The 25,915-nt window shown below is 64.3% G+C and carries 20 protein-coding genes and 1 riboswitch; of the genes, 12 read left to right on the plus strand and 8 right to left on the minus strand.

What is annotated here, in order from left to right; all coding sequences use genetic code 11:
* Positions 1–61: 61 nt before the first annotated feature.
* The 3 genes from ACVI1L_RS40170 to ACVI1L_RS40180 all read left to right on the plus strand — a co-directional run bounded on the left by ACVI1L_RS40170 (position 62) and on the right by ACVI1L_RS40180 (position 3,769).
* Positions 62–1,789 carry an alpha/beta hydrolase family protein gene (locus ACVI1L_RS40170; RefSeq protein WP_456785337.1) on the plus strand — a complete coding sequence of 576 codons (1,728 nt, stop codon included), beginning with the start codon at positions 62–64 and terminating at the stop codon, positions 1,787–1,789.
* A 228-nt stretch (positions 1,790–2,017) separates the two neighbouring features.
* A complete protein-coding gene (locus ACVI1L_RS40175) occupies positions 2,018–3,232 on the plus strand; it encodes an NADP-dependent isocitrate dehydrogenase (protein WP_016848511.1) in 1,215 nt (404 codons plus the stop codon).
* 30 nt (positions 3,233–3,262) lie between these two features.
* Positions 3,263–3,769 carry a DUF3455 domain-containing protein gene (locus tag ACVI1L_RS40180; protein ID WP_082653880.1) on the plus strand — a complete coding sequence of 169 codons (507 nt, stop codon included), beginning with the start codon at positions 3,263–3,265 and terminating at the stop codon, positions 3,767–3,769.
* Positions 3,770–3,866: 97 nt separating this feature from the next.
* Here the strand turns inward: ACVI1L_RS40180 and ACVI1L_RS40185 are convergent, their stop codons facing one another.
* Complete coding sequence (locus ACVI1L_RS40185; protein WP_456785668.1) at positions 3,867–5,117, minus strand: cyclic nucleotide-gated ion channel; 1,251 nt, start codon at positions 5,115–5,117, stop codon at positions 3,867–3,869.
* Positions 5,118–5,128: 11 nt separating this feature from the next.
* Positions 5,129–7,816 carry an alanine--tRNA ligase gene (gene alaS, locus ACVI1L_RS40190; protein WP_456785338.1) on the minus strand — a complete coding sequence of 896 codons (2,688 nt, stop codon included), beginning with the start codon at positions 7,814–7,816 and terminating at the stop codon, positions 5,129–5,131.
* A gap of 202 nt (positions 7,817–8,018) precedes the next feature.
* Positions 8,019–8,107, plus strand: a riboswitch (glycine riboswitch).
* Positions 8,108–8,248: 141 nt separating this feature from the next.
* On the opposite strand from alaS, the gene gcvT reads away from it, so the two are divergent.
* The 4 genes from gcvT (at position 8,249) to ACVI1L_RS40210 (ending at position 13,285) form a co-directional block, all read left to right on the plus strand.
* Positions 8,249–9,394, plus strand: coding sequence for a glycine cleavage system aminomethyltransferase GcvT (gene gcvT / locus ACVI1L_RS40195; protein WP_456782408.1), 1,146 nt, complete (start codon positions 8,249–8,251; stop codon positions 9,392–9,394).
* A gap of 19 nt (positions 9,395–9,413) precedes the next feature.
* Positions 9,414–9,779: a glycine cleavage system protein GcvH gene (gene gcvH, locus ACVI1L_RS40200; RefSeq protein ID WP_057018368.1), complete on the plus strand. Its 366-nt coding sequence runs from the start codon at positions 9,414–9,416 to the stop codon at positions 9,777–9,779.
* A gap of 23 nt (positions 9,780–9,802) precedes the next feature.
* Complete coding sequence (gcvP, locus tag ACVI1L_RS40205) at positions 9,803–12,676, plus strand: aminomethyl-transferring glycine dehydrogenase (protein ID WP_456785339.1); 2,874 nt, start codon at positions 9,803–9,805, stop codon at positions 12,674–12,676.
* 177 nt (positions 12,677–12,853) lie between these two features.
* Complete coding sequence (locus ACVI1L_RS40210; RefSeq protein WP_225164343.1) at positions 12,854–13,285, plus strand: acyl-CoA thioesterase; 432 nt, start codon at positions 12,854–12,856, stop codon at positions 13,283–13,285.
* 39 nt (positions 13,286–13,324) lie between these two features.
* On the opposite strand, the gene ACVI1L_RS40215 is transcribed toward ACVI1L_RS40210, so the two are convergent.
* Positions 13,325–14,311: a hypothetical protein gene (locus ACVI1L_RS40215; RefSeq protein ID WP_456785340.1), complete on the minus strand. Its 987-nt coding sequence runs from the start codon at positions 14,309–14,311 to the stop codon at positions 13,325–13,327.
* A 144-nt stretch (positions 14,312–14,455) separates the two neighbouring features.
* Positions 14,456–15,544 carry a recombinase RecA gene (gene recA / locus ACVI1L_RS40220; protein ID WP_028337774.1) on the minus strand — a complete coding sequence of 363 codons (1,089 nt, stop codon included), beginning with the start codon at positions 15,542–15,544 and terminating at the stop codon, positions 14,456–14,458.
* A gap of 433 nt (positions 15,545–15,977) precedes the next feature.
* Here recA and ACVI1L_RS40225 point away from each other — a divergent pair, with 433 nt between their 5' ends.
* Both ACVI1L_RS40225 and ACVI1L_RS40230 read left to right on the plus strand, forming a co-directional pair.
* Complete coding sequence (locus ACVI1L_RS40225) at positions 15,978–16,214, plus strand: hypothetical protein (protein WP_063790118.1); 237 nt, start codon at positions 15,978–15,980, stop codon at positions 16,212–16,214.
* 1,685 nt (positions 16,215–17,899) lie between these two features.
* Complete coding sequence (locus ACVI1L_RS40230) at positions 17,900–18,103, plus strand: hypothetical protein (protein WP_076828394.1); 204 nt, start codon at positions 17,900–17,902, stop codon at positions 18,101–18,103.
* 110 nt (positions 18,104–18,213) lie between these two features.
* On the opposite strand, the gene ACVI1L_RS40235 is transcribed toward ACVI1L_RS40230, so the two are convergent.
* The 3 genes from ACVI1L_RS40235 to ACVI1L_RS40245 all read right to left on the minus strand — a co-directional run bounded on the left by ACVI1L_RS40235 (position 18,214) and on the right by ACVI1L_RS40245 (position 19,152).
* Complete coding sequence (locus ACVI1L_RS40235) at positions 18,214–18,444, minus strand: hypothetical protein (protein WP_016848527.1); 231 nt, start codon at positions 18,442–18,444, stop codon at positions 18,214–18,216.
* 97 nt (positions 18,445–18,541) lie between these two features.
* Positions 18,542–18,844 (minus strand): hypothetical protein, encoded by a 303-nt coding sequence (locus ACVI1L_RS40240; RefSeq protein WP_076828393.1) that lies wholly within the window; start codon positions 18,842–18,844, stop codon positions 18,542–18,544.
* A 176-nt stretch (positions 18,845–19,020) separates the two neighbouring features.
* Complete coding sequence (locus ACVI1L_RS40245) at positions 19,021–19,152, minus strand: peptidylprolyl isomerase (protein ID WP_155262436.1); 132 nt, start codon at positions 19,150–19,152, stop codon at positions 19,021–19,023.
* A gap of 218 nt (positions 19,153–19,370) precedes the next feature.
* Here ACVI1L_RS40245 and ACVI1L_RS40250 point away from each other — a divergent pair, with 218 nt between their 5' ends.
* Complete coding sequence (locus ACVI1L_RS40250) at positions 19,371–20,846, plus strand: amidase (protein WP_456785341.1); 1,476 nt, start codon at positions 19,371–19,373, stop codon at positions 20,844–20,846.
* Between the two features lie 33 nt (positions 20,847–20,879).
* Entirely contained in the window at positions 20,880–21,344 is a 465-nt protein-coding gene (locus ACVI1L_RS40255; RefSeq protein ID WP_225164349.1) for a PaaI family thioesterase, read from the plus strand.
* Between the two features lie 378 nt (positions 21,345–21,722).
* Here the strand turns inward: ACVI1L_RS40255 and ACVI1L_RS40260 are convergent, their stop codons facing one another.
* Positions 21,723–22,016 (minus strand): HdeA/HdeB family chaperone, encoded by a 294-nt coding sequence (locus ACVI1L_RS40260; RefSeq protein WP_456785342.1) that lies wholly within the window; start codon positions 22,014–22,016, stop codon positions 21,723–21,725.
* A 1,188-nt stretch (positions 22,017–23,204) separates the two neighbouring features.
* On the opposite strand from ACVI1L_RS40260, the gene ACVI1L_RS40265 reads away from it, so the two are divergent.
* Positions 23,205–25,769, plus strand: coding sequence for a hypothetical protein (locus ACVI1L_RS40265; RefSeq protein WP_456785343.1), 2,565 nt, complete (start codon positions 23,205–23,207; stop codon positions 25,767–25,769).
* Positions 25,770–25,915 lie beyond the last annotated feature (146 nt).

Below are 25,915 nucleotides of genomic sequence, written 5' to 3' on the forward strand. Positions count from 1 at the left end.
AAGCTGTAAAGGCACGTTTGAGACGCCGGTTTCAACGGCGAGGCACCTTGGGGGGACGACGATGCGGGGCAGATGGACGCTGGCGATTGTGGGCCTGATCTTGATCGTGGCGGGGGGCCTGCTCGCCCACTTCACGCAGACCGCCGGCAGCATCCGGATCGAGGATGTCCGCTTCAACGGCGCCAAGGGCAATACCATGAGCGCCCTGCTCTATATCCCAACGAATGCCACGCCGCAGATCCCGGCGCCCGGCATCCTCGCCGTCCACGGCTATATCAATTCGCGCGAGACCCAGGACGGCTTCGCCATCGAGTTCGCCCGCCGCGGCTATGTGGTGCTCGCGCTCGACCAGACCGGCCACGGCTATAGCGACCCGCCCTCCTTCGCCAACGGTTTTGGCGGACCTGACGGCCTTGCCTATCTCCGCAGCCTCCAATTCGTCGACAAGGAGAATATCGGGCTCGAGGGCCATTCGATGGGCGGCTGGACCGTGCTGGCCGCCGCCGCGGCGATGCCCAACGACTACAAGTCGATGGTGCTGGAGGGCTCGTCCACCGGCAAGCCGTTCGCGGCCGAGGGCACCACGTCGTGGCCGCGCAACACCGCGCTGGTGTTCGCCCAGTATGAGGAATTCCCCGACCTGATGTGGGGCGTCCAGCTGGCCCGCGACGTCACCACGAGCCCGAAGCTCTGGGCGCTGTTCGGCACCCAAGGCGCGGTCGAGCCGGGCAAGGTCTATGGCGACCCGGCCAACGGCACGGCCCGGGTGCTGTACACCCCGGCGATGACCCATCCGGCCGAGCACATCTCACATGAGGCGATCGGCTACAGCCTCGACTGGTTCGCCAAGACATTGAAGGGCGGCACGCCTCGTCCGGTCGACGACCAGATCTGGTTCCGCAAGGAAATCGGCACGCTCATCGCCCTCGCCGGTTTCATTGCCCTGGTCATCGGGACGTTCGACGGGCTGCTGGAAGCCAAGACGTTCTCCCGCCTCCGGCTGCCGGCGGTTGCCGACGGCACCATGCCGCCGCATGAGGCTGCCAAGGGCCGGCGCTGGACCACGGCGTTCATCCTGTCCGCCTTCATCCCGGCGCTGACCTATTATCCGGCCTTCGCGCTGGGCGGCACCTTCGTGGCCCCCAGCGCATTCCTGCCGCAGGGCATCACCAACCAGATCCTGGTCTGGGCCATCATCAACGGCCTGATCACGCTGGCGCTGATGCCCTTCGCCCCAAGGCGCACCACCCGGGCCGGCCTCGTCGGTCAATCCATCGTGATCGCGCTGGCTTCGGTCGCGGTCGGCTACGCCGCGCTGTGGCTTGCCGACCTCGCCTTCAAGATCGACTTCCGCTTCTGGATCGTCGCACTCAAGTTGATGAGCGCGAAGCAATTCCTCATCTTCCTGATCTATCTGATTCCGTTCACGGCGTTTTTCGTCGTGGCGCTGCACGTGCTGCACCGGAATTTCTCGACCATGGATGCGCCGCGCGGGGCGCTGTACCTGACCAACATCCTGGCGCTGACGTTCGGTTTCATCGTGTTGCTGGTGCTGCAATACGGCACGCTGTGGCTGACGGGGAAGCTGTTCAACCCGGTCCCGGACCCCGGTTTCGTGCCGCTCTCGACCATCGTCGCGATCCAGTTCGTGCCCCTGCTCGCGATCGTCGCCGTGATCGCGACGTTCACCTGGCGGCGGACCGGATCGAGCCTGCCGGGCGCCCTGATCGCGGGCCTGTTCGTGACCTGGTACATCGTGGCCGGGACCGCGACGCAGGCGGCGTTTTAGATGGTTTTCAAGCGAAGCGGGCACCGGTTCGCGCGAAGAAAACCCGTCAAGAACAAGGGCCGAGAGGCGCTATTCTGGTCCGTCCAGAATGGCGGTTCTCGGTGAAAAGATGGGCTGAAAGTGCATAACCGGTGCGCTTTCGCCCGCCCCCGGGCGGTGCTATAGCGCAGGCGTATTTTCCACCCCCCGCCGTCAAAAGCGCGCCGTTCCCAAGAGGGCCTCCCCGTCATGGCAAAAATCAAGGTATCCAACCCCGTTGTCGAGCTCGATGGCGACGAGATGACCCGGATCATCTGGCAGTACATCAAGGACAAGCTGATCAACCCGTTCCTGGATGTCGAACTGCTCTATTTCGATCTGGGCATGGAATACCGCGATGAGACCAACGACCAGGTGACCATCGACGCCGCCGAAGCCATCAAGAAGGTCGGCGTCGGCGTCAAATGCGCCACCATCACTCCCGACGAGGCCCGGGTGAAGGAGTTCGGCCTGAAGCAGATGTGGAAGTCGCCGAACGGCACCATCCGCAACATCCTCGGCGGCTGCATCTTCCGCGAGCCGATCATCTGCAAGAACGTGCCGCGCCTGGTTCCCGGCTGGACCAAGCCGATCATCATCGGCCGCCATGCCTATGGCGACCAGTACCGCGCCACCGACATCAAGTTCCCCGGCAAGGGCACGCTGTCGCTGAAGTTCGTCGGCGAGGACGGCACCGTCATCGAGAAGGAAGTGTTCAAGGCGCCCGGCGCCGGCGTCGCGATGGAGATGTACAATCTCGACGACTCCATCACCGATTTCGCCCGCGCCTCGTTCAACTACGGCCTGATGCGCAACTACCCCGTCTATCTGTCGACCAAGAACACGATTCTGAAGGTCTATGACGGCCGCTTCAAGGACATCTTCCAGGACGTCTTCGACCGCGAGTTCAAGAAGGAATTCGACGCCAAGGGCCTGACCTACGAGCACCGCCTGATCGACGACATGGTGGCCTCGGCGCTGAAATGGTCCGGCGGTTATGTCTGGGCCTGCAAGAACTATGACGGCGACGTGCAGTCCGACACCGTGGCCCAGGGCTACGGCTCGCTCGGCCTGATGACCTCGGTGCTGCTCACCCCGGACGGCAAGACCGTGGAAGCCGAGGCCGCCCACGGCACCGTGACCCGCCACTACCGCGAGCACCAGAAGGGCAAGGAGACCTCGACCAACTCGATCGCGTCGATCTTCGCCTGGACCCGTGGCCTCGCCCATCGCGCCAAGCTCGACAACAACGAGGCGCTGGCCAAGTTCGCCACCACCCTGGAGAAGGTCTGCGTCGCGACCGTCGAAGAGGGCTACATGACCAAGGATCTCGCGCTCCTGGTCGGCGCCGACCAGCGCTGGCTCTCGACCACCGGATTCCTCGACAAGGTGTCCGACAACCTCGTGAAGGCGATCGCGGCCTGAGGCCGTCATCCTGGGAAGACAGGTGCGAGCATGACCAGGGCCCTTGTCAGAGCCGTCGTGCTCGCATCGTTCTCGCTCAACGGGTCGGCGGCATTCGCTGCCGATCCCCTGCCCGACGCCGTCGCGGCGCCTGGCGAGTCCAAGATCCTCACCGTCCATGCCGAGGGCGTGCAGGTCTATGAGTGCAAGCCGGTCAGCGACGGCAAGCTCGCCTGGTCGTTCCGCGAACCGGTCGCGACCCTGATCGCCGACGGCCGCACGGTCGGCCGGCATTATGCGGGTCCGAACTGGGAGCATGTCGACGGCAGCGCCGTGACCGCCCGCACCGCCGGCAGCGCACCCGGCGCAACGCCTTCCGACATTGCCTGGCTGAAGCTCGAGGTGATCGCACACCGCGGCAACGGCCTGCTCTCCGGCGTCGCAACGGTGCAGCGGATCAACACCTCGGGCGGCGAGCTCAGCGGCGCCTGCGACAAATCAGGCGCGCTGAAGAGCGCGGCCTACTCGGCGGATTACGTGTTCCTGCGACGGGACTAGCGTTTTCGAGCGAAGTGGATACCGGTTCGCGTGAAGAAAACGCGCCAAACGAAGAATCGAGAGCCTCGTTCCGATTCAATCGGAATGAGGTTCTAGACTAGTCGCGGATGCCGCCGTCGGTCTCGCGCGGCGCCTGGGCGATCTCCGCGGCGGCCAGGTCGCCGCCGGCCGCAAGCGGATCGGCAAGCCGCGCCTCCGCGGTCTCCCGGACATGCGCGGCGAGCGCCGGCATGCGCTCGATCAGGGCATGGAAGTCCTGCGCATCGAGCACCAGGAGCTTGGTCTTGCGCGTCGCCGTCACCGTGCCGGAGCGGCTGGTCCGCCGCAGCAGCGCGATCTCGCCGAAGAACGCGCCGTCGGAAAGCCGCACAAGCTGGCTCGGCAGGTCGATCTCGACCTCGCCCGCGGTGATGAAATACATCGATGACGCCGCATCGCCGCGCCGCACCAAGACCTCGCCGGCCTCGATGGTCTGCGACCGCAGCAAGCGCATGATGTCGGAAATATCGGCAGCGCCAAGATGTGAGAACAGCGGCACCCGCGCCAGCATGCCCCAGGTCACGACGAAGTCGCGGCGCCGGACCTCGTCGGCGAACGCGGTCGAGATGATCGCGACCGGCAGCGCGATCATCGCGAAGCCGACCACGATCGCGACCACCGTGACGGTCCGGCCGAGCGGCGTAATCGGGACGACGTCGCCGTAACCGACGGTGCCGAGCGTCACGATCGCCCACCACATCGCCTGCGGCATAGTGCCGAACTTGTCCGGCTGCACCCTGTGCTCGATGGCATAGAGCAGCGAGGCAAACAGCAGCACGGCGCCGGTCAGGATCACCACGCAGCCGAACAGCGTGCGCCGCTCGGCATGTAGCGCCGCCAGCAGCGAGCGCATCGCGGTCGAATAGCGCACCAGCTTGAGGAACGGCAGCATGCCGAACAGCACCAGCGCGGTCTTGTCGCCGATCGCAAGCGCGACGGCTGACGGCAGGAAGGCCAGCAGGTCGATCACGCCGAGCGCCGAGAAGGCGTATTCCAGCCGCGCCCGCGCCGGCGTCATGTCGCGCAGCGAGTGGCCGACCACGCTCCAGAGCCGCGCGGCATATTCCAGCGCGAAGGCAATGACCGCCGCGATCTCGATGGTCGTCAGCAGCCAGCCGAGCTGCGCGTCGATCTCGGGCACGGAGGCCAGGATCGCCGCCAGCACATCGACGGCGATGATGGCGACGATGACCCGGGCAAACCGCAAGCCGCCCGAATGCGGCAGATCATCGCGTTCGAGCAGCTCGTAGAGACGGTCGCGCAGCCCGGGATCGCTGATCGTGGGCTTGAGCGGAGCCGTCGCCACGATCAGCCTCTCCGTCAGGCGCCGGCCGACGCCTGTTGAGTCATGGCCTGTTCGATCGCCGACAGCGCGGCGTTGGCCTTGGCGCCGTCGGGCCCGCCGGCCTGCGCCATGTCGGGCCGGCCGCCGCCGCCCTTGCCGCCGAGCACCTCGGAGCCCTTGCGCACGAGCTCGACCGCGTTGAACCGCGCGGTCAGATCGGCAGTGACGCCGACCACGATGCCGGCCTTGCCGTCCTCGGTGACGCCAACGATCGCGACCACGCCCGAGCCGATCTGCTTCTTGCCGTCGTCGACGAGACTCTTGAGATCCTTGGTCTCGACGCCCTCGACCGCGCGCGCCAGCAGCTTGACATTGCCGACCTCGCGAACGGCCGAGGCGGCGCCGTTCGACGCACTGCCGCCGCCCATCGCGAGCTTCTTGCGGGCGTCAGACAGATCGCGCTCGAGCTTCTTGCGCTCTTCCATCAGCGCGGCGATGCGCGCCGGCACGTCGTCGATCGTGGTGCGCAACTCCAGCGCCGCGGTCTTGGCCAGCGCGATGGTGTCGTTGGCGTGCTTGCGCGCGTGACGTCCGGTCAGCGCCTCGATGCGGCGGACGCCGGACGCCACCGCGCCCTCGCTGGTCACCGAGATCAGGCCGATGTCGCCGGTGCGGCGCACATGAGTGCCGCCGCAGAGCTCGACCGACCAGCCAAGCGCGTTCTGGCCGTGATCGCGGGCGCCCTTGCCCATCGACACGACGCGAACCTCGTCGCCGTATTTCTCGCCGAACAGCGCGCGGGCGCCGGCCTCGCGGGCATCGTCGACGCCCATGACGCGGGTCGTGACCTCGTCATTCTCCAGCACGACATCGTTGGCGATGTCCTCGATCCGGGCGAGCTCTTCCGGCGTGATCTGCTTCGGATGCACGAAGTCGAAGCGCAGCCGGTCGGGCGTGACCAGCGAGCCACGCTGGGCAATGTGATCGCCGAGCACCTGGCGCAGCGCCTCGTGCAGCAGATGCGTCGCCGAATGGTTGGCGCGGATCGACGAGCGCCTGGTGTGATCGACCTCGAGCTGCAATGTGGTGCCGACGCCGAGCGTGCCCTGCTCCACCGTGCCGAGATGCACGAACAGATCGCCGGCCTTCTTCTGCGTGTCGGTGACGCGGAACTTGACGCCCTCCCCGGTCAGCACGCCGGTGTCGCCGACCTGGCCGCCGGACTCGCCGTAGAACGGGGTCTGGTTCAGCACGATCGCGCCGCTCTCGCCGGCCTTCAGGCTCTCGACCTCGGCGCCGTCCTTGATCAGCGCCGTCACCGCGCCTTCCGCGCTCTCGGTTTCGTAGCCGAGGAATTCGGTCGCGCCGAGCTTCTCGCGCAGCGGGAACCAGATCGCCTCGCTCGCCGCCTCGCCCGAACCTGCCCAGGAGGCACGCGCCTTCACGCGCTGCCGCTCCATCGCGTCGGTGAACGACGCCTGGTCGACGCTGATGCCGCGCGACTTCAGCGCGTCCTGCGTCAGATCGAGCGGGAAGCCGTAGGTGTCGTACAGCGTGAACGCGGTGTCGCCGTCGAACATGTCGCCCTTCTTGAGGCCGGCGCTCTTCTCGTCGAGGATCGACAGGCCGCGCGCCAGCGTCTTGCGGAAGCGCGTCTCCTCCAGCCGCAGCGTCTCCTCGATCAGCTTCTCCGCACGGACCAGATCCGGATAGGCCTGGCCCATCTCGCGGACCAGCGCCCAGACCAGGCGATGCATCAGCGGCTCGCTCGCGCCCAAGAGCTGTGCATGGCGCATCGCGCGGCGCATGATCCGGCGCAGCACGTAGCCGCGGCCCTCGTTCGACGGCAGCACGCCGTCGGTGATCAGGAACGCGGACGAGCGCAGATGGTCCGCGATCACCCGATACGACCCAACGTTCTGCTCGTTCGGACCGTGCCCGAGGGTAGACGCGGCGGCATCGATCAGATTGCGGAACAGATCGGTCTCGAACACGCTCTCGACGCCCTGCAGGATGCAGGCCATGCGCTCGAGCCCCATGCCGGTGTCGATCGAGGGACGCGGCAGCGCTACGCGCTCCTCCTTCGTCACCTGCTCGTACTGCATGAACACCAGGTTCCAGAATTCGAGGAAGCGATCGCCATCCTCATCCGGGCTGCCCGGAGGGCCGCCCCAGATGTGCTCGCCGCGGTCGATGAAGATTTCGGAGCACGGTCCGCACGGGCCGGTGTCGCCCATCGCCCAGAAATTGTCCGAGGTCGGGATGCGGATGATGCGGTCGTCCGAGAAGCCCGCGATCTTCTTCCAGTAGCCGGCCGCCTCGTCGTCGGTGTGGTAGACGGTGACCAGCAGCTTGTCCTTCTTCAGCCCGAAATCCTTGGTGATCAGATTCCAGGCGAACTCGATCGCGCGCTCCTTGAAGTAATCGCCGAACGAGAAGTTGCCGAGCATCTCGAAGAAGGTGAGATGGCGCGCGGTGTAGCCGACATTGTCGAGGTCGTTATGCTTGCCGCCGGCGCGCACGCACTTCTGCGACGTCGTGGCGCGCTGGTAGCCGCGCTTCTCGACGCCGGTGAAGACGTTCTTGAACTGCACCATGCCGGCATTGGTGAACATCAAGGTCGGGTCGTTGCGCGGAACCAGCGGCGACGAGGCCACGATCTCGTGCCCGTTCTCCTTGAAGAAGTTCAGAAATGTCGACCTGATGTCGTTGACGCTGCTCATGTTCATCCAATCGGAAAAAGGGGCCGGCCAGCCGCAAAAAGGCGTCATTTTCCGGCCGAACGCTTTTAGACATTGCCAGCTGCGGTGTCCAGAAACTGTGCAGGCGGATCATGGGCTTGCCGCGGCAGCACAAAGCCCATTGGATAGTTGCTGCAGCTGCGTTGACAGTCTTGGTGGCGCCGTGTTTTCTACCTACCTATACCTAGTCACGTCGGGAGAGACCGGCCTCATCGCCGGCGCCGAAGGAGCAACCGCCCCGGAAACTCTCAGGCAAAAGGACCGCGTGACGTCTGACATCTGGAAAGAGACGCTGGGGTTCGCCCCGACGCGTCCGCCGACGGGATAATACTCTCAGGCACAGCGACAGATGGGGCTTTCTGCAGGTTTCTCAAGGGGAAATAGGTCCCCGGCGGGAACCGCGAGGGCCCTGTGATGCTTGCGCGCGAAACCTCCCCGCTGAAACAGACCCCGCTGCACGCGCTGCATCTGGCGCGCGGCGCCAAGATGGTGCCGTTCGCCGGCTATGACATGCCGGTGCAATACGCGGCCGGCGTGCTGAAGGAGCATCTGCACACCCGCAAGGAAGCCGGTCTGTTCGATGTGTCGCACATGGGCCAGCTCGTGCTGAAGGCCAAATCCGGCAAGGTCGCGGATGCCGCGCTCGCGCTGGAAAAACTGGTGCCGCAGGACATCGTCGGTATCGCGCCGGGACGGCAGCGCTACGCGCAATTCACCAACAATGACGGTGGCCTGCTCGACGACCTGATGGTGGCGAATTTCGGCGATCACCTGTTCCTGGTGGTCAACGCCGCTTGCAAGGCCGAGGACGAGGCGCATCTGCGCGCGAATCTCTCCGACGCCTGCGAGATCGTCTCGCTGGCCGACCGCGCGCTGATCGCGCTGCAGGGCCCGAAAGCCGAATCGGTGCTGGCGAAACTTTGTGCAGATGTCGGTTCGATGAAATTCATGGACGCCGGTCCGCGCCGGCTCAGTGACGTCGACTGCTTCGTCTCGCGCTCCGGCTATACCGGCGAGGACGGCTTTGAGATTTCCGTGCCCGCAGACAAGGTGGAAGCCCTGGTCACCGCGCTGCTCGACAATCCCGACGTGTTGCCGATCGGGCTCGGCGCGCGCGACAGCCTGCGGCTCGAAGCCGGGCTGTGCCTCTATGGCCATGACATCGACACCACGACGACACCGGTCGAAGGCGCGCTGGAATGGTCGGTGCAGAAGGTTCGCCGCAGCGGCGGCGCCCGCGCCGGCGGCTTCCCCGGCGCCGACAAAATTCTCGCGCAATTCGCAGATGGCGCTGCGCGCCGACGGGTCGGCCTGAAGCCTGACGGCCGCGCACCGGTGCGCGAAGGCGCCGCGCTGTTCGCCGATGCCGGCTCGACCGAGCAGATCGGCAAGGTGACCTCGGGCGGCTTCGGCCCGAGCCTCAATGCGCCGGTTGCGATGGGCTACCTGCCCACGGCCCTTTCCGCCGTCGGCACCACCGTTTTCGCCGAAGTGCGCGGCCAGCGGCTGCCGCTGAAAGTCGCCGCTACGCCCTTCGTCCCCAATACCTACAAACGCTGAACGCCAAAGGATCGACCCCATGACGACGCTGTACACGTCCGACCACGAATGGCTCCGCATCGAGGGCGACGTCGCCACGATCGGGATCACCGACTATGCGCAGTCGCAGCTCGGCGACGTCGTGTTCGTCGAACTGCCCAAGGTCGGCCGCAGCCTGAAGAAGGCCGAGGCCGCCGCTGTCGTCGAATCCGTCAAGGCCGCCTCCGACGTTTACGCGCCGATCTCCGGCGAGGTGGTCGAGGTCAACGACGCGCTCGCCGCCGAGCCCGCGCTGGTCAATTCCGACGCCGGCGGCAAGGCCTGGTTCTTCAAGCTGAAGATTGCCGACAAGGGCGAGCTCGGCGGCCTGATGGACGAGGCCGCCTACGCCGCGCACACCGCCTAAAGGATCACCCCGAGGATCACGTCATGAACGCGCCCTTCAAGCCGATCAACGAAGCCGCCACCGATTTCGTCCGCCGCCACATCGGACCGTCGCCGCGCGACGTCAACGCGATGCTGGAGACGGTCGGCGCCGCGAGCCTGCAGGCGCTGATGAACGAGACGCTGCCGGCGTCGATCCGGCAGAAGGCGCCGCTCGATCTCGGCCGGGCGCTGAGCGAGACCGAGGCGCTCGCGCATATGAGCGAGCTCGCCGCGCAGAACCAGGTGTTCACCTCGCTGATCGGCCAGGGCTATTCGGGCACCATCCTGCCCGCGGTGATCCAGCGCAACATTCTGGAGAACCCGGCCTGGTACACCGCCTATACGCCGTACCAGCCGGAGATCAGCCAGGGCCGGCTCGAGGCCCTGTTCAACTTCCAGACCATGATCTGCGACCTCACCGGGCTCGACGTCGCCAACGCCTCGCTGCTCGACGAGGCGACCGCCGCGGCGGAAGCGATGGCGCTCGCCGAGCGCCACTCGCAGGTCAAGGCAAAGGTGTTCTTCGTCGACAAGGAGGTGCATCCGCAGACGCTGGCGGTGATGCGCACGCGCGCCGCGCCGCTGGGCTGGGCGCTGGTGGTCGGCGATCCCCTGACCGAGCTCGACAACGCCGATGTGCTCGGCGCGCTGCTGCAATATCCGGGAACGTCGGGCGCAGTACGCGACCTCAAGCCTGCCATCGCGTCGCTGCGCGCCAAGGGCGCGCTTGCGATCGTCGCGGCGGACCTGCTGTCGCTGACGCTGCTCGCCTCGCCCGGCGAGCTCGGCGCCGACATCGCGATCGGTTCGGCGCAGCGGTTCGGCGTGCCGATGGGGTATGGCGGACCACACGCCGCCTATATGGCGGTGCGCGACACGCTGAAGCGCTCGCTGCCCGGCCGCATCGTCGGCCTCTCGGTGGATTCGCGTGGCCAGCCCGCCTATCGCCTCGCGCTGCAGACCCGCGAGCAGCATATCCGCCGCGAGAAGGCGACCTCGAACATCTGCACCGCGCAGGTGCTGCTCGCCGTGATCGCCTCGATGTATGCGGTCTATCACGGTCCCGAGGGCCTGACCCATATCGCACGCAGCGTGCATCGTCGCGCCACCGTGCTTGCGGCCGGCCTGCGCAAGCTCGGCTTTGCGCCGACCAGCGAAGCGTTCTTCGATACCGTGACCGTCGAGGCAGGTAGCAAGCAGATCGAGCTCGTCACCCGCGCGCAGGCGGAACAGATCAACCTTCGCGTCGGCGCGACCACGCTCGGCATCGCGCTCGACGAGACCTCGACGCCGGAGACGGTCGAGGCGGTGTGGCGCGTGTTCGGCGGCAAGCTCAGCTATGCCGAGATCGAGGCCGGCGCGCACGAGGCGCTGCCGAAGGAGCTGCGGCGCACCAGCGCCTTCCTCAGCCATCCGGTGTTCAATACGCATCGTTCCGAGACCGAGCTGCTGCGCTACATGCGCAAGCTCAGCGATCGTGACCTCGCGCTCGACCGCGCGATGATCCCGCTCGGCTCCTGCACGATGAAGCTCAACGCCACCACCGAAATGATCCCGCTGACCTGGCCGGCGTTCGGCAATCTGCATCCGTTCGCGCCGGCGGATCAGGCCAAGGGCTATCACGCGCTGTTCAAGCGGCTGGAGCAATGGCTGTGCGACATCACCGGCTATGACGCAGTCTCGCTGCAGCCGAATTCCGGCGCGCAGGGCGAATATGCCGGGCTGCTGGCGATCCGCGGCTATCACCTCGCGCGCGGCGAGCCGCACCGCAAGGTGTGCCTGATCCCCTCCTCCGCGCACGGCACCAATCCGGCCTCGGCTGCGATGGTCGGCATGGAGGTCGTGGTCGTCGCGTGCGATGCGCGCGGCGACGTCGACGTTAATGATCTTCGCGCCAAGGCGGAGAAGCACTCCGCCAACCTTGCCGCGGTCATGATCACCTATCCGTCGACCCACGGCGTGTTCGAGGAGCATATCCGCGAGATCTGCGACATCGTGCATGCCCATGGCGGCCAGGTCTATCTCGACGGCGCCAACATGAACGCGCAGGTCGGACTGTCGCGGCCCGGCGATTACGGCGCCGATGTCAGCCATCTCAATTTGCACAAGACCTTCTGCATTCCGCATGGCGGCGGCGGCCCCGGCATGGGCCCGATCGGCGTGAAGGCGCATCTTGCGCCCTATCTGCCGGGCCATCCCGCAACCGATGGAGCGACGGCGCATGCGATCGGCGCGGTGTCGGCCGCGCCGTTTGGCTCGGCGTCGATCCTGACCATCTCCTACATCTACATCCTGATGATGGGGGGCGAAGGCCTGACGCGGGCGACCGAGATCGCGATCCTCAACGCCAACTACATCGCCGCACGGCTGCAGCCGCACTTCCCGGTGCTGTACCGCAACGAGCGCGGCCGCGTTGCGCATGAGTGCATCGTCGATCCGCGGCCGCTCAAGACGACCAGCGGCGTCACCGTCGACGACATCGCAAAACGCCTGATCGACTACGGCTTCCACGCGCCGACCATGAGCTTCCCGGTGGCGGGCACGCTGATGATCGAACCGACGGAATCGGAATCGAAGTTCGAGATCGACCGGTTCTGCGACGCCATGATCGCGATCCGGGGCGAGATCGCGGAGATCGAGAAGGGCCGCTGGGAGGTCGAGGCCTCGCCGCTGCGCCACGCGCCGCACACCGTGCACGACATCGCCGACGATGCCTGGAACCGGGCCTACACCCGCGCCGAAGGCTGCTTCCCGGACGGCGTGTCACGGTCCGACAAATACTGGAGCCCGGTCGGCCGCGTCGACAACGTCTACGGCGACCGCAACCTGGTGTGCTCGTGCCCGCCGGTCGAGGATTACGCGCAGGCGGCTGAGTAAAGCGCACCATTGTTGCAGCTACGTCGTGCTGCGTCTCTGACGCGTGATTCACTCGGTGTCATTCCGGGGCTCGCGAAGCGAGAACCCGGAATCTCGATCCACGACTTCCGGATTCCGGATTCGCGACTTCGTCGCGCCCCGGAATGACGGACTGGCCCGCCCGCGGCAGGAGGAAACATGCGCGAGGAATTCTGGTTCCATTTCCCGTTTCGCGTCCGCTATTCGGAGGTCGACGCGCAGGCCGTGGTGTTCAACGCCCACTACCTCACCTATTTCGACACCGCCATCACCGAATATTTCCGCGCGCTCGGCTACGACTATCTCGGCGAGGTGGCGCGGACCGGCATCGACTTCCACACCGTGAAATCGGTCGTCGAGTACAAGGCTCCGATCCGGTTCGACGAGGACATCGAGGTCTGCGTGCGGGTCGCCAAGATCGGCCGCTCCTCGATCAATCTTGCGCTCGCGATCTTCGCCAAAGGCTCCGATGACCTGCGCGCCACCGGCGAGATCATCTGGGTCGCGACCGACCAGAAGACCCATCAATCGGTCGCGGTGACCGAGGATTTGCGGGCGCTGATCGCGAGCCGGGAAAAGGCGCTGGCGTAGAGATCAGAACGTCGCGTGCTGGCGTCGCTCGAACAAGCCTTACGGAGCGACGAGAGTGCGGCTCTCGGCGTCCCAGCGCCACAGCCGCTCATTGGTCAGTTCGGTGCCGCCCCACCAGCGATGGATCGTGTTGTACTGGCTGAAGTCGAGCTCGCGATCCGACACTTCCTGGCCGAAATCGGTGAGCGACAGCCGACTGTGCAGGAGTCGGTTGTTTCGGGCTTTCAGATCGTCGGGCGCTTCGATCTCCGCGGGGAATCCGGTCAGGACCGGTGATGGACAATAGGCGAGCCGGTCCAGGATCAGCTCCGCTTCCTGAAAATCGAACACGCCGCGTTCCCGGTTCAGCTCGCTTGAAAGGACCTGTGGGCTTGTCTCGCCGTCGGCGACGAGATCCAGCATCCGCAGTTCGGACGCGCCGAGGCCGGTGTCTTGCCCGGGTAGCTCCTCGAGCAACGCAATCAGTGCCGCGCGGAGCTGCGGGATGGCCGACAGATCCTGCATGAGAAGGTCGAAACAGGGCTCGGGCGTCGGAGCGCGATAGGCAGTCCAGGCGCGACCGGCCAATTCCAGCCGATCATCGGTCACCGCAAGTGCAGGCAATCGCCATTTCGCCAAGCTCTCGCCTCGGTACCCGCCGATCTCGACATCGGTCTGGACCAGCTTGAGCTTCGCTACGATGTGGCGGTGCGGGCGGAGCACGTCGAGCAACCAGGCCAGCACCAACTGGTCATTCGGCTGGGGATCAGCCCATAGCTCGACGCTATCGCAACGCTCGCACAACTCGACAAGCCCAATGTCCCGACCGATCGAGCCGGTCCATCTTGAACTGGCGAAGTCGAGCCAGTGCGTGTCGAAATCGACATGCTTTGCGGAACGCGGTTCCAGCAGGGTCGTGAGGTCATCCGACGAGGGCATTTTCCCCCAAACGAAGCGCGGCCTCAACCCGACGACGATGTCCGCCCTTCCCGCCTGCCTCAGGCGATAGCTCGCGAGTTCACTTGTCGCCAGGATCAGACTTGTCACGATGCTCTCCGGCTACGCGCGATGGCATCAGCACCGCAAGCTGAGGATCAACTGCTTTACAAAAGACACACAAAACCAAACGGGCGCCGAAGACGTCGGCAACTCAACGTCCTCAGCGCCCGCTTGCAGCGAAATGATTGAGACTTACTCCTCCGTCGGCTCCTCGCCCTCGGCGTCGCGTTCGGGCGTGCCGGCGAGGATCTGCTCGGAGATCAGGCCGGAGTTCTGCCGGATCGCGGCTTCGATCTTGGCGGTGATGTCGGGATTCGACTTCAGGAATGCCTTGGAATTCTCGCGACCCTGGCCGAGCCGCTGGCTGTCATAGGAGAACCAGGCGCCGGACTTCTCGACGATGCCGGCCTTGACGCCGAGGTCGAGGATCTCGCCCATCTTGGAGACGCCCTCGCCATACATGATGTCGAACTCGACCTGCTTGAAGGGCGGCGCCAGCTTGTTCTTCACCACCTTGACGCGGGTGGTGTTGCCGACGACTTCGTCGCGCTCCTTGATAGCGCCGATGCGGCGGATGTCGAGACGAACCGAGGCATAAAACTTCAGCGCGTTGCCGCCGGTGGTGGTCTCCGGCGAGCCGTACATCACACCGATCTTCATACGGATCTGGTTGATGAAGATCACCATCGTGTTCGACTTGTTGATCGAGGCGGTGAGCTTGCGCAGCGCCTGGCTCATCAGGCGGGCCTGCAGACCCGGCAGCGCATCGCCCATCTCGCCCTCGAGCTCGGCCTTCGGCACCAGAGCCGCGACCGAATCGATCACCAGCACGTCGACCGCGCCGGAGCGCACCAGCGTGTCGGCGATCTCGAGTGCCTGCTCGCCGGTGTCCGGCTGCGAGATCAAGAGCTCGTCGATGTTGACGCCGAGCTTGCGCGCATAGACCGGATCGAGCGCGTGTTCAGCGTCGATGAAGGCGCAGATGCCGCCCTTCTTCTGGCCTTCCGCCACCGTGTGCAGCGCCAGCGTGGTCTTGCCCGACGATTCCGGCCCGTAGATTTCGACGATGCGCCCCTTCGGCAGGCCGCCGACGCCGAGCGCGATATCGAGCCCGAGCGACCCCGACGACACCGTCTCGACATCCATCGAACGGTCGTTCTTGCCGAGCTTCATCACCGAGCCCTTGCCGAACTGGCGCTCGATCTGGGAGAGCGCGGCTGAGAGGGCCTTGGACTTGTCCATGGAGGATCCTTCGACGATACGCAGTGCGGTGGCGGACATTTGGGATGTGCTCCTTATGGCGGGGATTCGCTAGCGGGAAAACGGGCGACGAGATCGGGTGGAATGCGTTGTTGATTGGAACCTCGTACCACGTTTGTTCTGCGTTCGCAATATGTTCTTTCGAACAGATCGGTACTGTCCGTATTTAAGTCCCCGTATCCTAGTTTGATTTTTGGGGTGTGTCCTTGTTCGGATTAAGCGAACGGAAACCGTAGCTTGGCCGGTGTTCTCAGTAGGACTACCGAGGCGACCCATCGGATGTTCTATCCCCGTCCCGCCTTTGACCGAGATCACGGAATTTAATCTTGAGAGAACGAACCGGGGGCAACGGAACGTGATACGATAGCACCATCACCGGCCAAGGCTTTGCCCGTAGGCGTCGGTGGCTGAGAGACCAACAGCGCTCCCGCCTGCATAGGAAGGGAGCGCGGCCATGCCGAACCATTCCACAATAGCGCACCGCGAGATGCAGCTTCGCCATCTGGAGCAAGCCGAGCGGCATATTGCCCAAGGCGAACGACACATTGCCGAGCAAGAGGGACTGATCGAGCACCTTGCCAATCACGGGCACGATCTAGCGGAAGCGAAGAAGCTTCTGGATAACTTCTACTCATGCCAGGTTTTGCACGTTCAGCACCGCGACCGAATCCGCAGAGAGCTGGGAGAGTAAAGGGCCACCTCAGTTGACGGCCTATTCTCATCTAGCGCACGATTAATTTCCTAGCGTGGCACAAACTGCACTTTGTTTTGGTGGTCATCCCGAGTTAGATTCCAACCTCACGCAGAGGTTGCGTCATGACCAGTGACCTACTTTTTAGGGCGAGCATTGTGGTGCTGGGGCTGTGCCCCATTGCTATCGCTGCGATTGCAATATTCATGTGAGAAAGAGGCCGCCTCACTTGGCGGCCTCTTTCATTACAGGCCCTTCCCGTCGAATCGCTGCGACATATGACGTGAATCCCGGTCGCGTGAATGAGGTGCTGAAAGGCTCTCGACATCGCGGCAGTCGAGAAGCGGCGCTATCTCGCAGGTCAGCTTGAACTATGAAGCCCGGCGCGAGCCGGGATTTTTCTTGGCCCAAAGAACGGCCCCAGCGAGGCGGTACACGCTGAGGCCAAGGCGGTTGGATCATCCATGAGATGACAGGCTCATCACATAAACAGGGCGCCTATCGCCGCGACCTCGCGCGAAGAAGCCGTTGACCGAGTGCTGGATGCAATCCCGGAGGGATGGGCTGTTAGCCTCATTCAGCGACAGCTGGCCGCCGATCACATCCCAATTCTCAACATGGCGGCCGGAGAAGTGCGCCGGCATCAGGTGTCCTGAAGAAACGGCCCCAGCGCGTTGGAACGAACGCTGAGGCCGCCTCACCGCGCCGCCACTGGGCAGGGACCACTCCGAGTGTTGCGGCCCCAGCCGAACTGGATTCTACATAAACAAACGGCCCCAGCACCCCGACAGGGAGGCTGAGGCCGAGGAGCGCCCGTGGGGTAGGGAAAGATTCTGGACACCCCCACCTCAAGCTAGAACCTCCATGGCGCGGAAGGGCATTTGCATAAGTGAATGAGTGTCCTGATTTCCCCAAGCGAGTGTCCCAACTAGGACAGCACCAACAGACCGGTGCCGGCCTGTTTCCATCCACAATGGCCTGCTTTGATTTTTCGAGTGGCCGGCTTGGCTTTAACCCCGTCGTAACCAAGGGTTAGCCGATGTTCTCGGTAGGACTACTGAGAAGGCCCTCAGATGTTCTGGCCCCATAATTTCCTGCGGGTCGCGATCTGTTCTCGCGGAATCTTTACTGGAACAATTGACCCGGCAGTGCCCTTATTTGGGGGCCCCCAGCCAGACAGGTAGCCCCCCGACTGCTGGAGGAAAACCCGCCTCCGGGACGGGTTGGCGGCCCCCTGTTGGGGCCGTTTAAAATTCCGTAGTTCTCCGGCCAAGAACAAAGTTCCGGCCGTGCGACGCGCCTTGCGCCCGAAGTTCCCCTGATAATCAACAAGTTAACGTGACAGGCGCGACGGCGTCCGATAACGGCTGGCACAATCTGCATACTACCTTCGTACCCCTCCTGAGCCCTGGAAAAACTCCGTAGCGTTCGACGGAAGACTCGGGTTCCGCCAGTGTTCGTAACATTGGCCTGCTCCAAGCAACGCGAATTGCGCGGCGCGGGCAGGCAACATGGCTGGCGACCGTTCCGTGGCGACGCTGCCGGCGGACGAATCCTTTCCGGAATCCACAACGACGGCCCGAACGGGCGCGGCCTTTCACACGATCTTTTTACGGGTGCTGATCATTACTACAACTAATGGTTTAAATATCGACAACCGCCCTTCCTTCGCGGAACCGATACAGATGATCCACAGGGGCATCGAGTTCAGCGTCACTCAGCTGATGGCCGGCGTCTGGACATGGCGCTTCCAGATCGGCGATCGCGTCTTCACTGGCAAGACCGAAGCAAAGCTCGATCTTCTGGCGATCCGCCGCGTGCAGCTGCGGATCGATCGCGAGCTGAACAATCTGGGGCGGGAACGGACCCGCGGCAGCAATGGGGACTGAGGCACAGTCTATCGTGCACGCCCCGGTGCCCTGACGCGCTGGCCTGCAGAGCTTCGGTTCTAATTAAAATTAGAACACACGAACCGGCGCCCGCTTCGCTCGAAAACGCTTCAGTCCGCGCTGGCCAGCCGCCGCATCGTGAACTCGATGTCGCCGCCGGGAAGCTCGCGCCAGCTCTCGACGGCGCTCATATAGGCCGCCTTCGGGTAGCGCTTGAGAAAGTCACGCGCCCTCACGCGGGCCTGATCGCGTGGCAGGCTGAAGGTCTCGCGCAGATAGCCGTCGTCCGGCTTTCGCCGCTCGGCCATCCGGCTGGCGAGATCGCGCGGACGAGACACCATGCCGCAACTCCGGACCAACTGACGACACCCCAATATAGGGGCGGCGGCGGGAGAATCCGAGTCTGCGGGAGACGGACGACGTCGCCCCGAATGGGCGTTACTGGCTGCGCGGCGCGGCGCTTCCCGGCTGCGCCGAGCTTCCGGTCTTGGTCTTCGGCTTGGCGGGATGGGCGGCCGCTTTCGGCGGATCGCTGCGCACGACGCCCCAGGGATCGGACGATCCCTTGGCATCGGGAATCTTGCTGAGCGAGTCCTTGTAGGCCTTGTCCCTGACCGCGTCCTGCTCCTTCTCCTCCTGGGTCCTGGTCTTGACCTCAGGCATCAGGTTGACGTTCGGCATCTGCGCATAGGCCGGCGCCGACAACAGCACCGCAACCGCAACTGCGCTCAAAACTCTCATAAGAACACTCCCTGCGTTTTCGTCGGCGGTATATCACCGCAAGAAAGCCGCCGCCAAGCGCGCCTGCTCCGGCCCCGAACATGATGCGTTTCCGCGGAATCGCATCATGTTCTCATCTCTTTGTTTGAGCATGATCTTTTTCGGAAAACCGGTTTCCACTTTTCCGGATCATGCCCTTAGAGATGGTCTGACTTGCAGGATTTCGGCGACTGCATCCAGTCGTCCCAGATCGGACCGCAGCGCGTGCAACCGCTGAGCGCAAGCCCGATCGCAACCACGCCGCCGAGCACCATCAACCTGCGGAACATGTACGCCCCCACCACTCGCGAGCAGGCGACTGGGCGCCGAAACTGGGGCATTTTCAAGCCGGGCACGGCACTTGCAGCGCAGCGCAGTGCGCGTCGGAGCGCAGCGCAGTGCGCGTCGGAGCGCGAGCACGCGTCGGACGGGCTGCCGGCGCGCACTGGTTTGACCGGGCGGCCGCGCAAATTACACTGCGCAACAAAGCAGAGAAGGAATCGATCAAATGACTTTGGCGATGAGCTGGGACGAGTGGACGCAGCACGACGGGACGGCGCTCGCGGAGCGCGTCAGGTCCGGCGAGCTGACGCCCCGTGAGCTGGCGTCGCAGGCAGCCAGCGCCGTCACCAAGGTCGATCCCGCGCTCTGCGGCGTCGTCGAGCTGTTCGACGATGTGATCGCCGATCCGGCGCGCGACGGTGCCGACCTCGACGGCCCGTTCGCCGGCCTGCCCTTCCTGATGAAGGACCTCGGCCCGACCCTGAAGGGACGGCTGCAGGAGATGGGCTCGCTGATGATGCGCGGCAATCGCGCCGCGGCGGACACCTTCCTGACGGCGAAGATGCGCAAGGCCGGGCTCAATTTGATCGGCCGCACCACGACGCCGGAGTTCGGGGTCTGCAGCTCGGCGGAAAATCCCGCGGTCTATGTCACGCGCAATCCCTGGAACACCGACTACACCACCTGCGGCTCGTCGGCAGGCAGCGCGGCGATGGTCGCCGCCGGTGCGGTGCCGATCGCGCATGCGACCGACGGCGGCGGCTCGATCCGCATTCCCGCCGGGGTCAACGGCAATATCGGCCTGAAAGTCTCGCGCGGCGTGTTCTCGCTCGCGCCGCATCTGTCCGATCTCACCGGGCTGGTCTCGATCCAGGGCTGCCAGTCGCGCACGGTGCGCGACACCGCTGGCTTCGTCGATGCCTGCCGGGGACCTGCGCCCGGCGAGTTCATGCCGTTCTGGACCTCGCCCGAGCCATATGCCGCAATGATCGCGCGCGACCCCGGCCGGCTCAGAATCGCGCTGTCGCACACCTGGGGCGACTATCGCGCGACCCCGCACATCACAGCCGAACTCGAACGGGTCGGCCGCTTCCTCGAAGGCCTCGGCCATCAGGTCGATTACGCATTGCCGTCGATCGACTACCGGGATGCCTTCGCGGCACAGACCACCTGCTACATCAGCAATTTCGCCGTCGTGATCGGCAACATGCTCGCCGCGCGCGGCCTCGAGCGGCCGCCGGCGGAGCTGATCGAGCCGATCAACATCCGCATCTGGGAGCATGGCCGCGACTTCAGCTTCGCCGATCGCGCCCGCATGCAGGCCGTCTTCAACACCACCTCGCGCGGCTTCGGCACCTTCTTCGAGGACTGGGACATCATCCTGACGCCGATCACGGCACTGCCGACGCCGAAGGTCGGCACCAAGGAGTATCTCACCATCAGCGACAATCCGTCGGTGCTGGACTGGTTCGGCAATCTCTGGCGCAACTTCGCCTTCACGCCGCTCGCCAATCTCTGCGGCATCCCCGCGATCTCGCTGCCGCTCGCGACCAACGAGCACGGCCTGCCGCTCGGCATCCAGGCGATCGGAAAGCAAGCGAGTGACGGGCTGTTGCTGCAGCTCGCCGCCCAGATCGAACGGGCGATCGACGGCAAGTGGAATGACGGCAAGACGCCACGCGTGCATGTCACGCGCAACTAGAGCAATATAGGATCAACAGAGGAACGGGACGTCATGCAGCAGCAAGCCGGGGAATTCGGGATCGACGACGCGAAACGCGTGCTCGGCGACGTCTTTGCGCCATGGGTCCAGGACCTCAATCTGTCGATCGAGCAGTTCGACATCGCGCCGCCTGCCGGCGGCGATGCCGACTGGCAGCCCGGCGCCATCCTGCGCATGCCGTTTTCCGAGCGACTGTGCCGCAATGGCGGCATCGTCTGCGGCCAGGCCTTGATGGCGTTCGCCGACACCGCGATGGTGCTCGCCAACCTCGCGGCCAACAAGGGCTATCGGCCGATGACGACGGTCGACCAGACCACGCACTTCATGCGCGCGGTGACGGCGTCCGACGTGCTGGCCGACGCCCGCGTGGTCCGGCTCGGCCGCACCATGAGCTTCGGCCGCGTCACGCTATCCTCCGCCACCGACAACAAGCCGGTGGCGATGGTGTCGAGCGCGTTCGCGATGCTGCCGGGATAGGCCTCTCGCATCATGGCCGGTCTATCTCATCCTGAAGGATGTGAATGTATGACCGAGGAGCGGCACCAAACATTCAGTGTCGTCCCGGCGAAAGCCGGGACCCATAACCACCGAAGACCATTGTTGCGCAGGGCTGCGGCCACAGCCTTCCTCAACAATTGAACCCTGTGGTTATGGGTCCCTGCTTTCGCAGGGACGACGTCGGACATGTTGTCCCGCCTTCAATCCCGTCATCCTGAGGAGCTTGCGCAGCAGGCGTCTCGAAGGACGAGGCTACCAGCCCGGCCTCACGGTTCGCCTGGCGATGCGAAGCATCGTACAGAGACACGCGTTCCACGCTCCTCACCATGAGGGTTCAGGCCAATCACGCTGCAAGATTTACTTGCCGAGCACGGCCTCCGCCGCGTTGACGATGCTGATGGTCGGATTCTTTCCGCAATAGGTGCCGAACTTCTTGGCGTTCTCGGTGAACACGTCGGTGTCGATGATCGCCTCGTCGGAGTCGCCCTTGTACCAGCCGTCCATCCACACCAGCACCATCTTGATGGTGTCGTCGCCACCTTCGACGAACTGTTTGCAGGTCATGGTCGAGAGATCGAGGACGGTGGCGCAGGCCGGTGCCGACGACAGAGCGAGCGCGGCGGCGAGCATGATCGAAGCAGTGATCTTCATCGCAATCTCCATGGGCAATGATCTGAAAATGAACAGGTCGACGGAAGCCCGGCGGCTCCGCTCGCGACCTCGTAAGCGAAGCGTCGCGCCGAACGCAAGCACGGCATCGCGCAAATCAGTCCGCACATCGCTTCGCTGCACGGATTGAGAATTCGTGTTTCTGATTTGCGACGGCGCCCGCGCTAAAGCGTGATGAGAACAGGGCGTGTAGTCGAGAATCCAGTGTATGCGAGCGGGGATAGCGAGGTCGGTGTCGCTCTCAAAAGCCGATACCGGCGATGCTGTGGTGAATGTCCGCTCAGGGCCCAATACCAGTCCTGCGGTTCAAAAATGGCGCGATCACACTCCGCGCCGAATGACCTTCCAGGTAAGAGAGCCGGCAAGGAAAAGTGACATAGAACAGAATGCTATCGTCCCCCAGACACGGACATTAGGGCTTGTCTCATTCAGCCAAACAAGTGCCGCCAAGCACAGAAACGCAGGGATTGCGCACGCCTGTGTCACAACAAACCGGCGGCGCAGTGCGCGCGGAGCGCGGGAGCTCCAGACGAAGCCATCAACCTCGAACCTGCGGGAAATCGTATCCGCCGGCTCTTGGGGATACCACTTTCCCAGCTCGCTCATGACGGACATGAAACCCCATCCGGCAATGCCGATTAGCACAATGGCGAGTAGGCATAAAATGAGCGACATCTCGCTTCTCCAGTCGCTAGCTATCGAGCGCGTCAAACATTGATAGTCCGCTTCGGGTCAAAGGCGCCGTTTTAGCAATCAGTCGGGTACTTCCGGTCTACCCCAATGAACGGACATCTTCAGAGCCGGTCGCCATATCTCAAACGTGCCACTTCCAGGATTCGCAGCACGCCTCAGAAGTAGACGTTCGCGTTACACGGACCGGCCGCGACACCACCTGGTATCATGCCCTGCCGCAGGACATCGCCGCTGGTGGCAGATATGCGCCACTCACGATGAACATGCTGCCGCTCGGCGCCCGCGCTTGAACTCCTAAGCCGTCCCTGCCGGCCAAGCTGGAGACCCAGCTTGCGTACTTTCAAGATTCCGCTCTACACTCTTAGAGTGTATTGACACGCTAAAGTATTCACAAGTTGTGCCCCGCAATTAACGGGACATTAACCTGCGGGTCAAGCGCGTACCGTGGCCTTTGTCGGACAGGAGTGGACCAGCCCCATGTGGAAAGACCCCATCAAGAGCACGCCTTCGATCATCCAGACCGATTTCGGGCCCTTCGGGCAGAGCCTGCCGGGGGACGGTGAAGCCTATTGCGGCCCGACGTCGATGGTCATGGGCCTTTACTGGCTGTCGGCAAACGGCTTCACGCAGGTTGCTCCTGTGGTCTACAACGGCGAGGACGACCCCGTGGCGATCAACCTGGAAAGGGTGGTCGCGGGCTTGATGCGGACGTCGAGCGAGAGCGGCAGCTTCGTGGACGGCATGACGAGCGGGATGGCCGACTATCTGTCGGCCTGCGGAATCGGGCCTGATCTTTATAATTTGACGGGCACTTCTAATCCGGGCCTCGCGTGGCTCGCCGATCAGTTGGCCCCGAACGTGTCCGAGAGTCCGCAGACGATCGTCTTGGCCAATTTCGCGGTTGGCTGGTATTCCGTTTCCCAGACGACGAAGGGATACATGGAAAATAACGGCGGCCACGTCCTCGCGCCGCTCACGGTGAACCTGACGGGTGGCACGATCACCATCAACAACGCTTTCCCCGCCTCGTTCGAGAACGTACCCAACCTCCCGTCTAGCAATCCGCAGACCGTCCAGATCGCGCAAATGCCCAGCGGATGGACGCTGGAAAATCTGCCGCTACCCTCCGAAGACTACAGCCAGGTCGTCACCGACGCGCTCACCGGGTGGGGCGTCTACGCCGTGCTCTGGCAGGGGCAAGCTTGGGCGATCTCGCAGTCGGCGCTGCCCTCGACATCCGGATATGAACCCAGCACCTGGACGATCAACCAGCCTAAGGTCATCAACACGAACGGTGGCACGCTGACCGTCGTCGCGCCGATCTCCGGGCTGGGCGGCCTGCACAAATACGGCGAAGGCACGCTCCTGCTCACCAACACAAACCAGCTGATAGGACACAACACCGTAGGCGCGGGGACGCTGGCAAGTACCCGGACATCGGGCACACCATTTGGCAGCTTCAGAGTGACGGTGACGAACGGCGGAATACTCGAGCTTCGTTCGGACGGCGCGACGGTCGATGTGCAGATCGCCTCGGGATCTCTGGCGACGTTCGTCATCGGCTCTACGGGAGGCGCCTTGCAACTTTCCGGAAGCGGCAACTATCGCGTCGTAATCGGGGGCAATGACGACGGTACCCTGACGAACATTGTCCGCAACTCCGGCGGAACGCTTGTTATCGTGCCGGGCGGCGGCATGGCCCAGCTTGGGCTGACGCAACAGGTGTTCGTGGCAGGAACGGGAGCAAACCTGCCCATCATTATGAACGGGATCGTCGCTCCCTACATTCTCGGAGAGGACGACGACGCGGCCAGCTCGGGCAAGTTCCTGACCTATTCGCCCTCCGAGGGCTTCGCGAGCGCGGCGACCGTGTCGTCGACCGATGTCAGCATCAACGACGTTCCGGCCGATGCCGTCTACGAGGTCGTCGACAGCCAGGCGGTCGAGAGCGGCGGTGTGCCGCAGGTGGCGGCGCTCGAAGTGAACGGCGGGGCGATTACGGGCGGCGATGCGAGCATTCTGGTCGGAAGCCAGGCGAGCGGCGACGCCGCGGGCCTCATCATGAACGGCGGCAGCATCGCTACTGCGAGCCTTTCGTTCGGCGCGGCAGAAGGCCTGATCTACACCAATGCTACCGGCGGTAGTTCGCAGATCGCAGCCGCCATCGAGGGATCGGCGGGCCTGACGATCTTCGGTCCCGGCACGCTGACCCTGAGCGCAGACAGCAGCCGCATGCTTTCCGGTCTGATCAGGGTCAATGGGGGTACGCTGATTGCCGGCGGTACCGGTGGATCAGCAACGGGTGCCGGCGAGGTGCTGGTATCCTACGCGGCGACGCTGGAGGTCGCCGGCACGGTGACCGGCGCGATTGTTGTCGGCGAGTCGGGCACACTGTTCATGAACGGTGGGACGGTCTCGGGCCCGGTCACCATTGCAGCGACCGGCACCGATTCGCCTGCTCCCGGCGGCATGCTACAAGGGAGCGGAACAATCAGCGGGACCACCTCGATCAGCGGCATCATCCAGTCAGGCCCGCAGGCTGGCCTGATCACGTTCACCGGCGAGACCACTATGACCGGCGACGCGAGCTTCTATTGGCGGCTGCAGAAGCTCGTGGACGATGCTGATCCCGGAGCCGGACCTGGGATCTACTGGAACGCGCTGCAGTTCAACTCGCCGGATACGAACCTCGGCACCAAGAATGCACCTCTCTGGCTCTTCCTCGACTTCAGCGCCCTCGACGGGGACCCGGACGGCGGCAACGCGTTCTGGAAGAAGCCCCATACCTGGACGCTCTTTACCTACGCAGCCGATGCCGGCTACTTTTGGCCGGCGGGCGAGAACTTCTCGTACCAGTCCGGGAGCTTCAACACGGTCTTCGACAACTGGGGGTCGTGTCCCTGCAGTGGAAACCGGCCGCCACGCCGCAGAGCCTCCCCGAGCGATGGCGCGCGAACGCTCGTGCGAGAAGCCTGTAACCGACCCGCGGCAACCCTACCGAATGTCCGAGATGGGTCAAATGTGGCGATCGAGGATCGTTGATGAGAAATCCGGACTGCACCCAACACGGGACCAATCGGAGGCGGCGAAGTTGGTCCGCAAGGTGACATCCCCGCGGTCTGCGCGGCGTGTCCGCATTTCGTCTCGGAAGCGATGTCCCGGATTTACGGGTCCACGCCCCAGGTTCA

The sequence above is a fragment of the Bradyrhizobium sp. USDA 4516 genome (assembly GCF_054055915.1).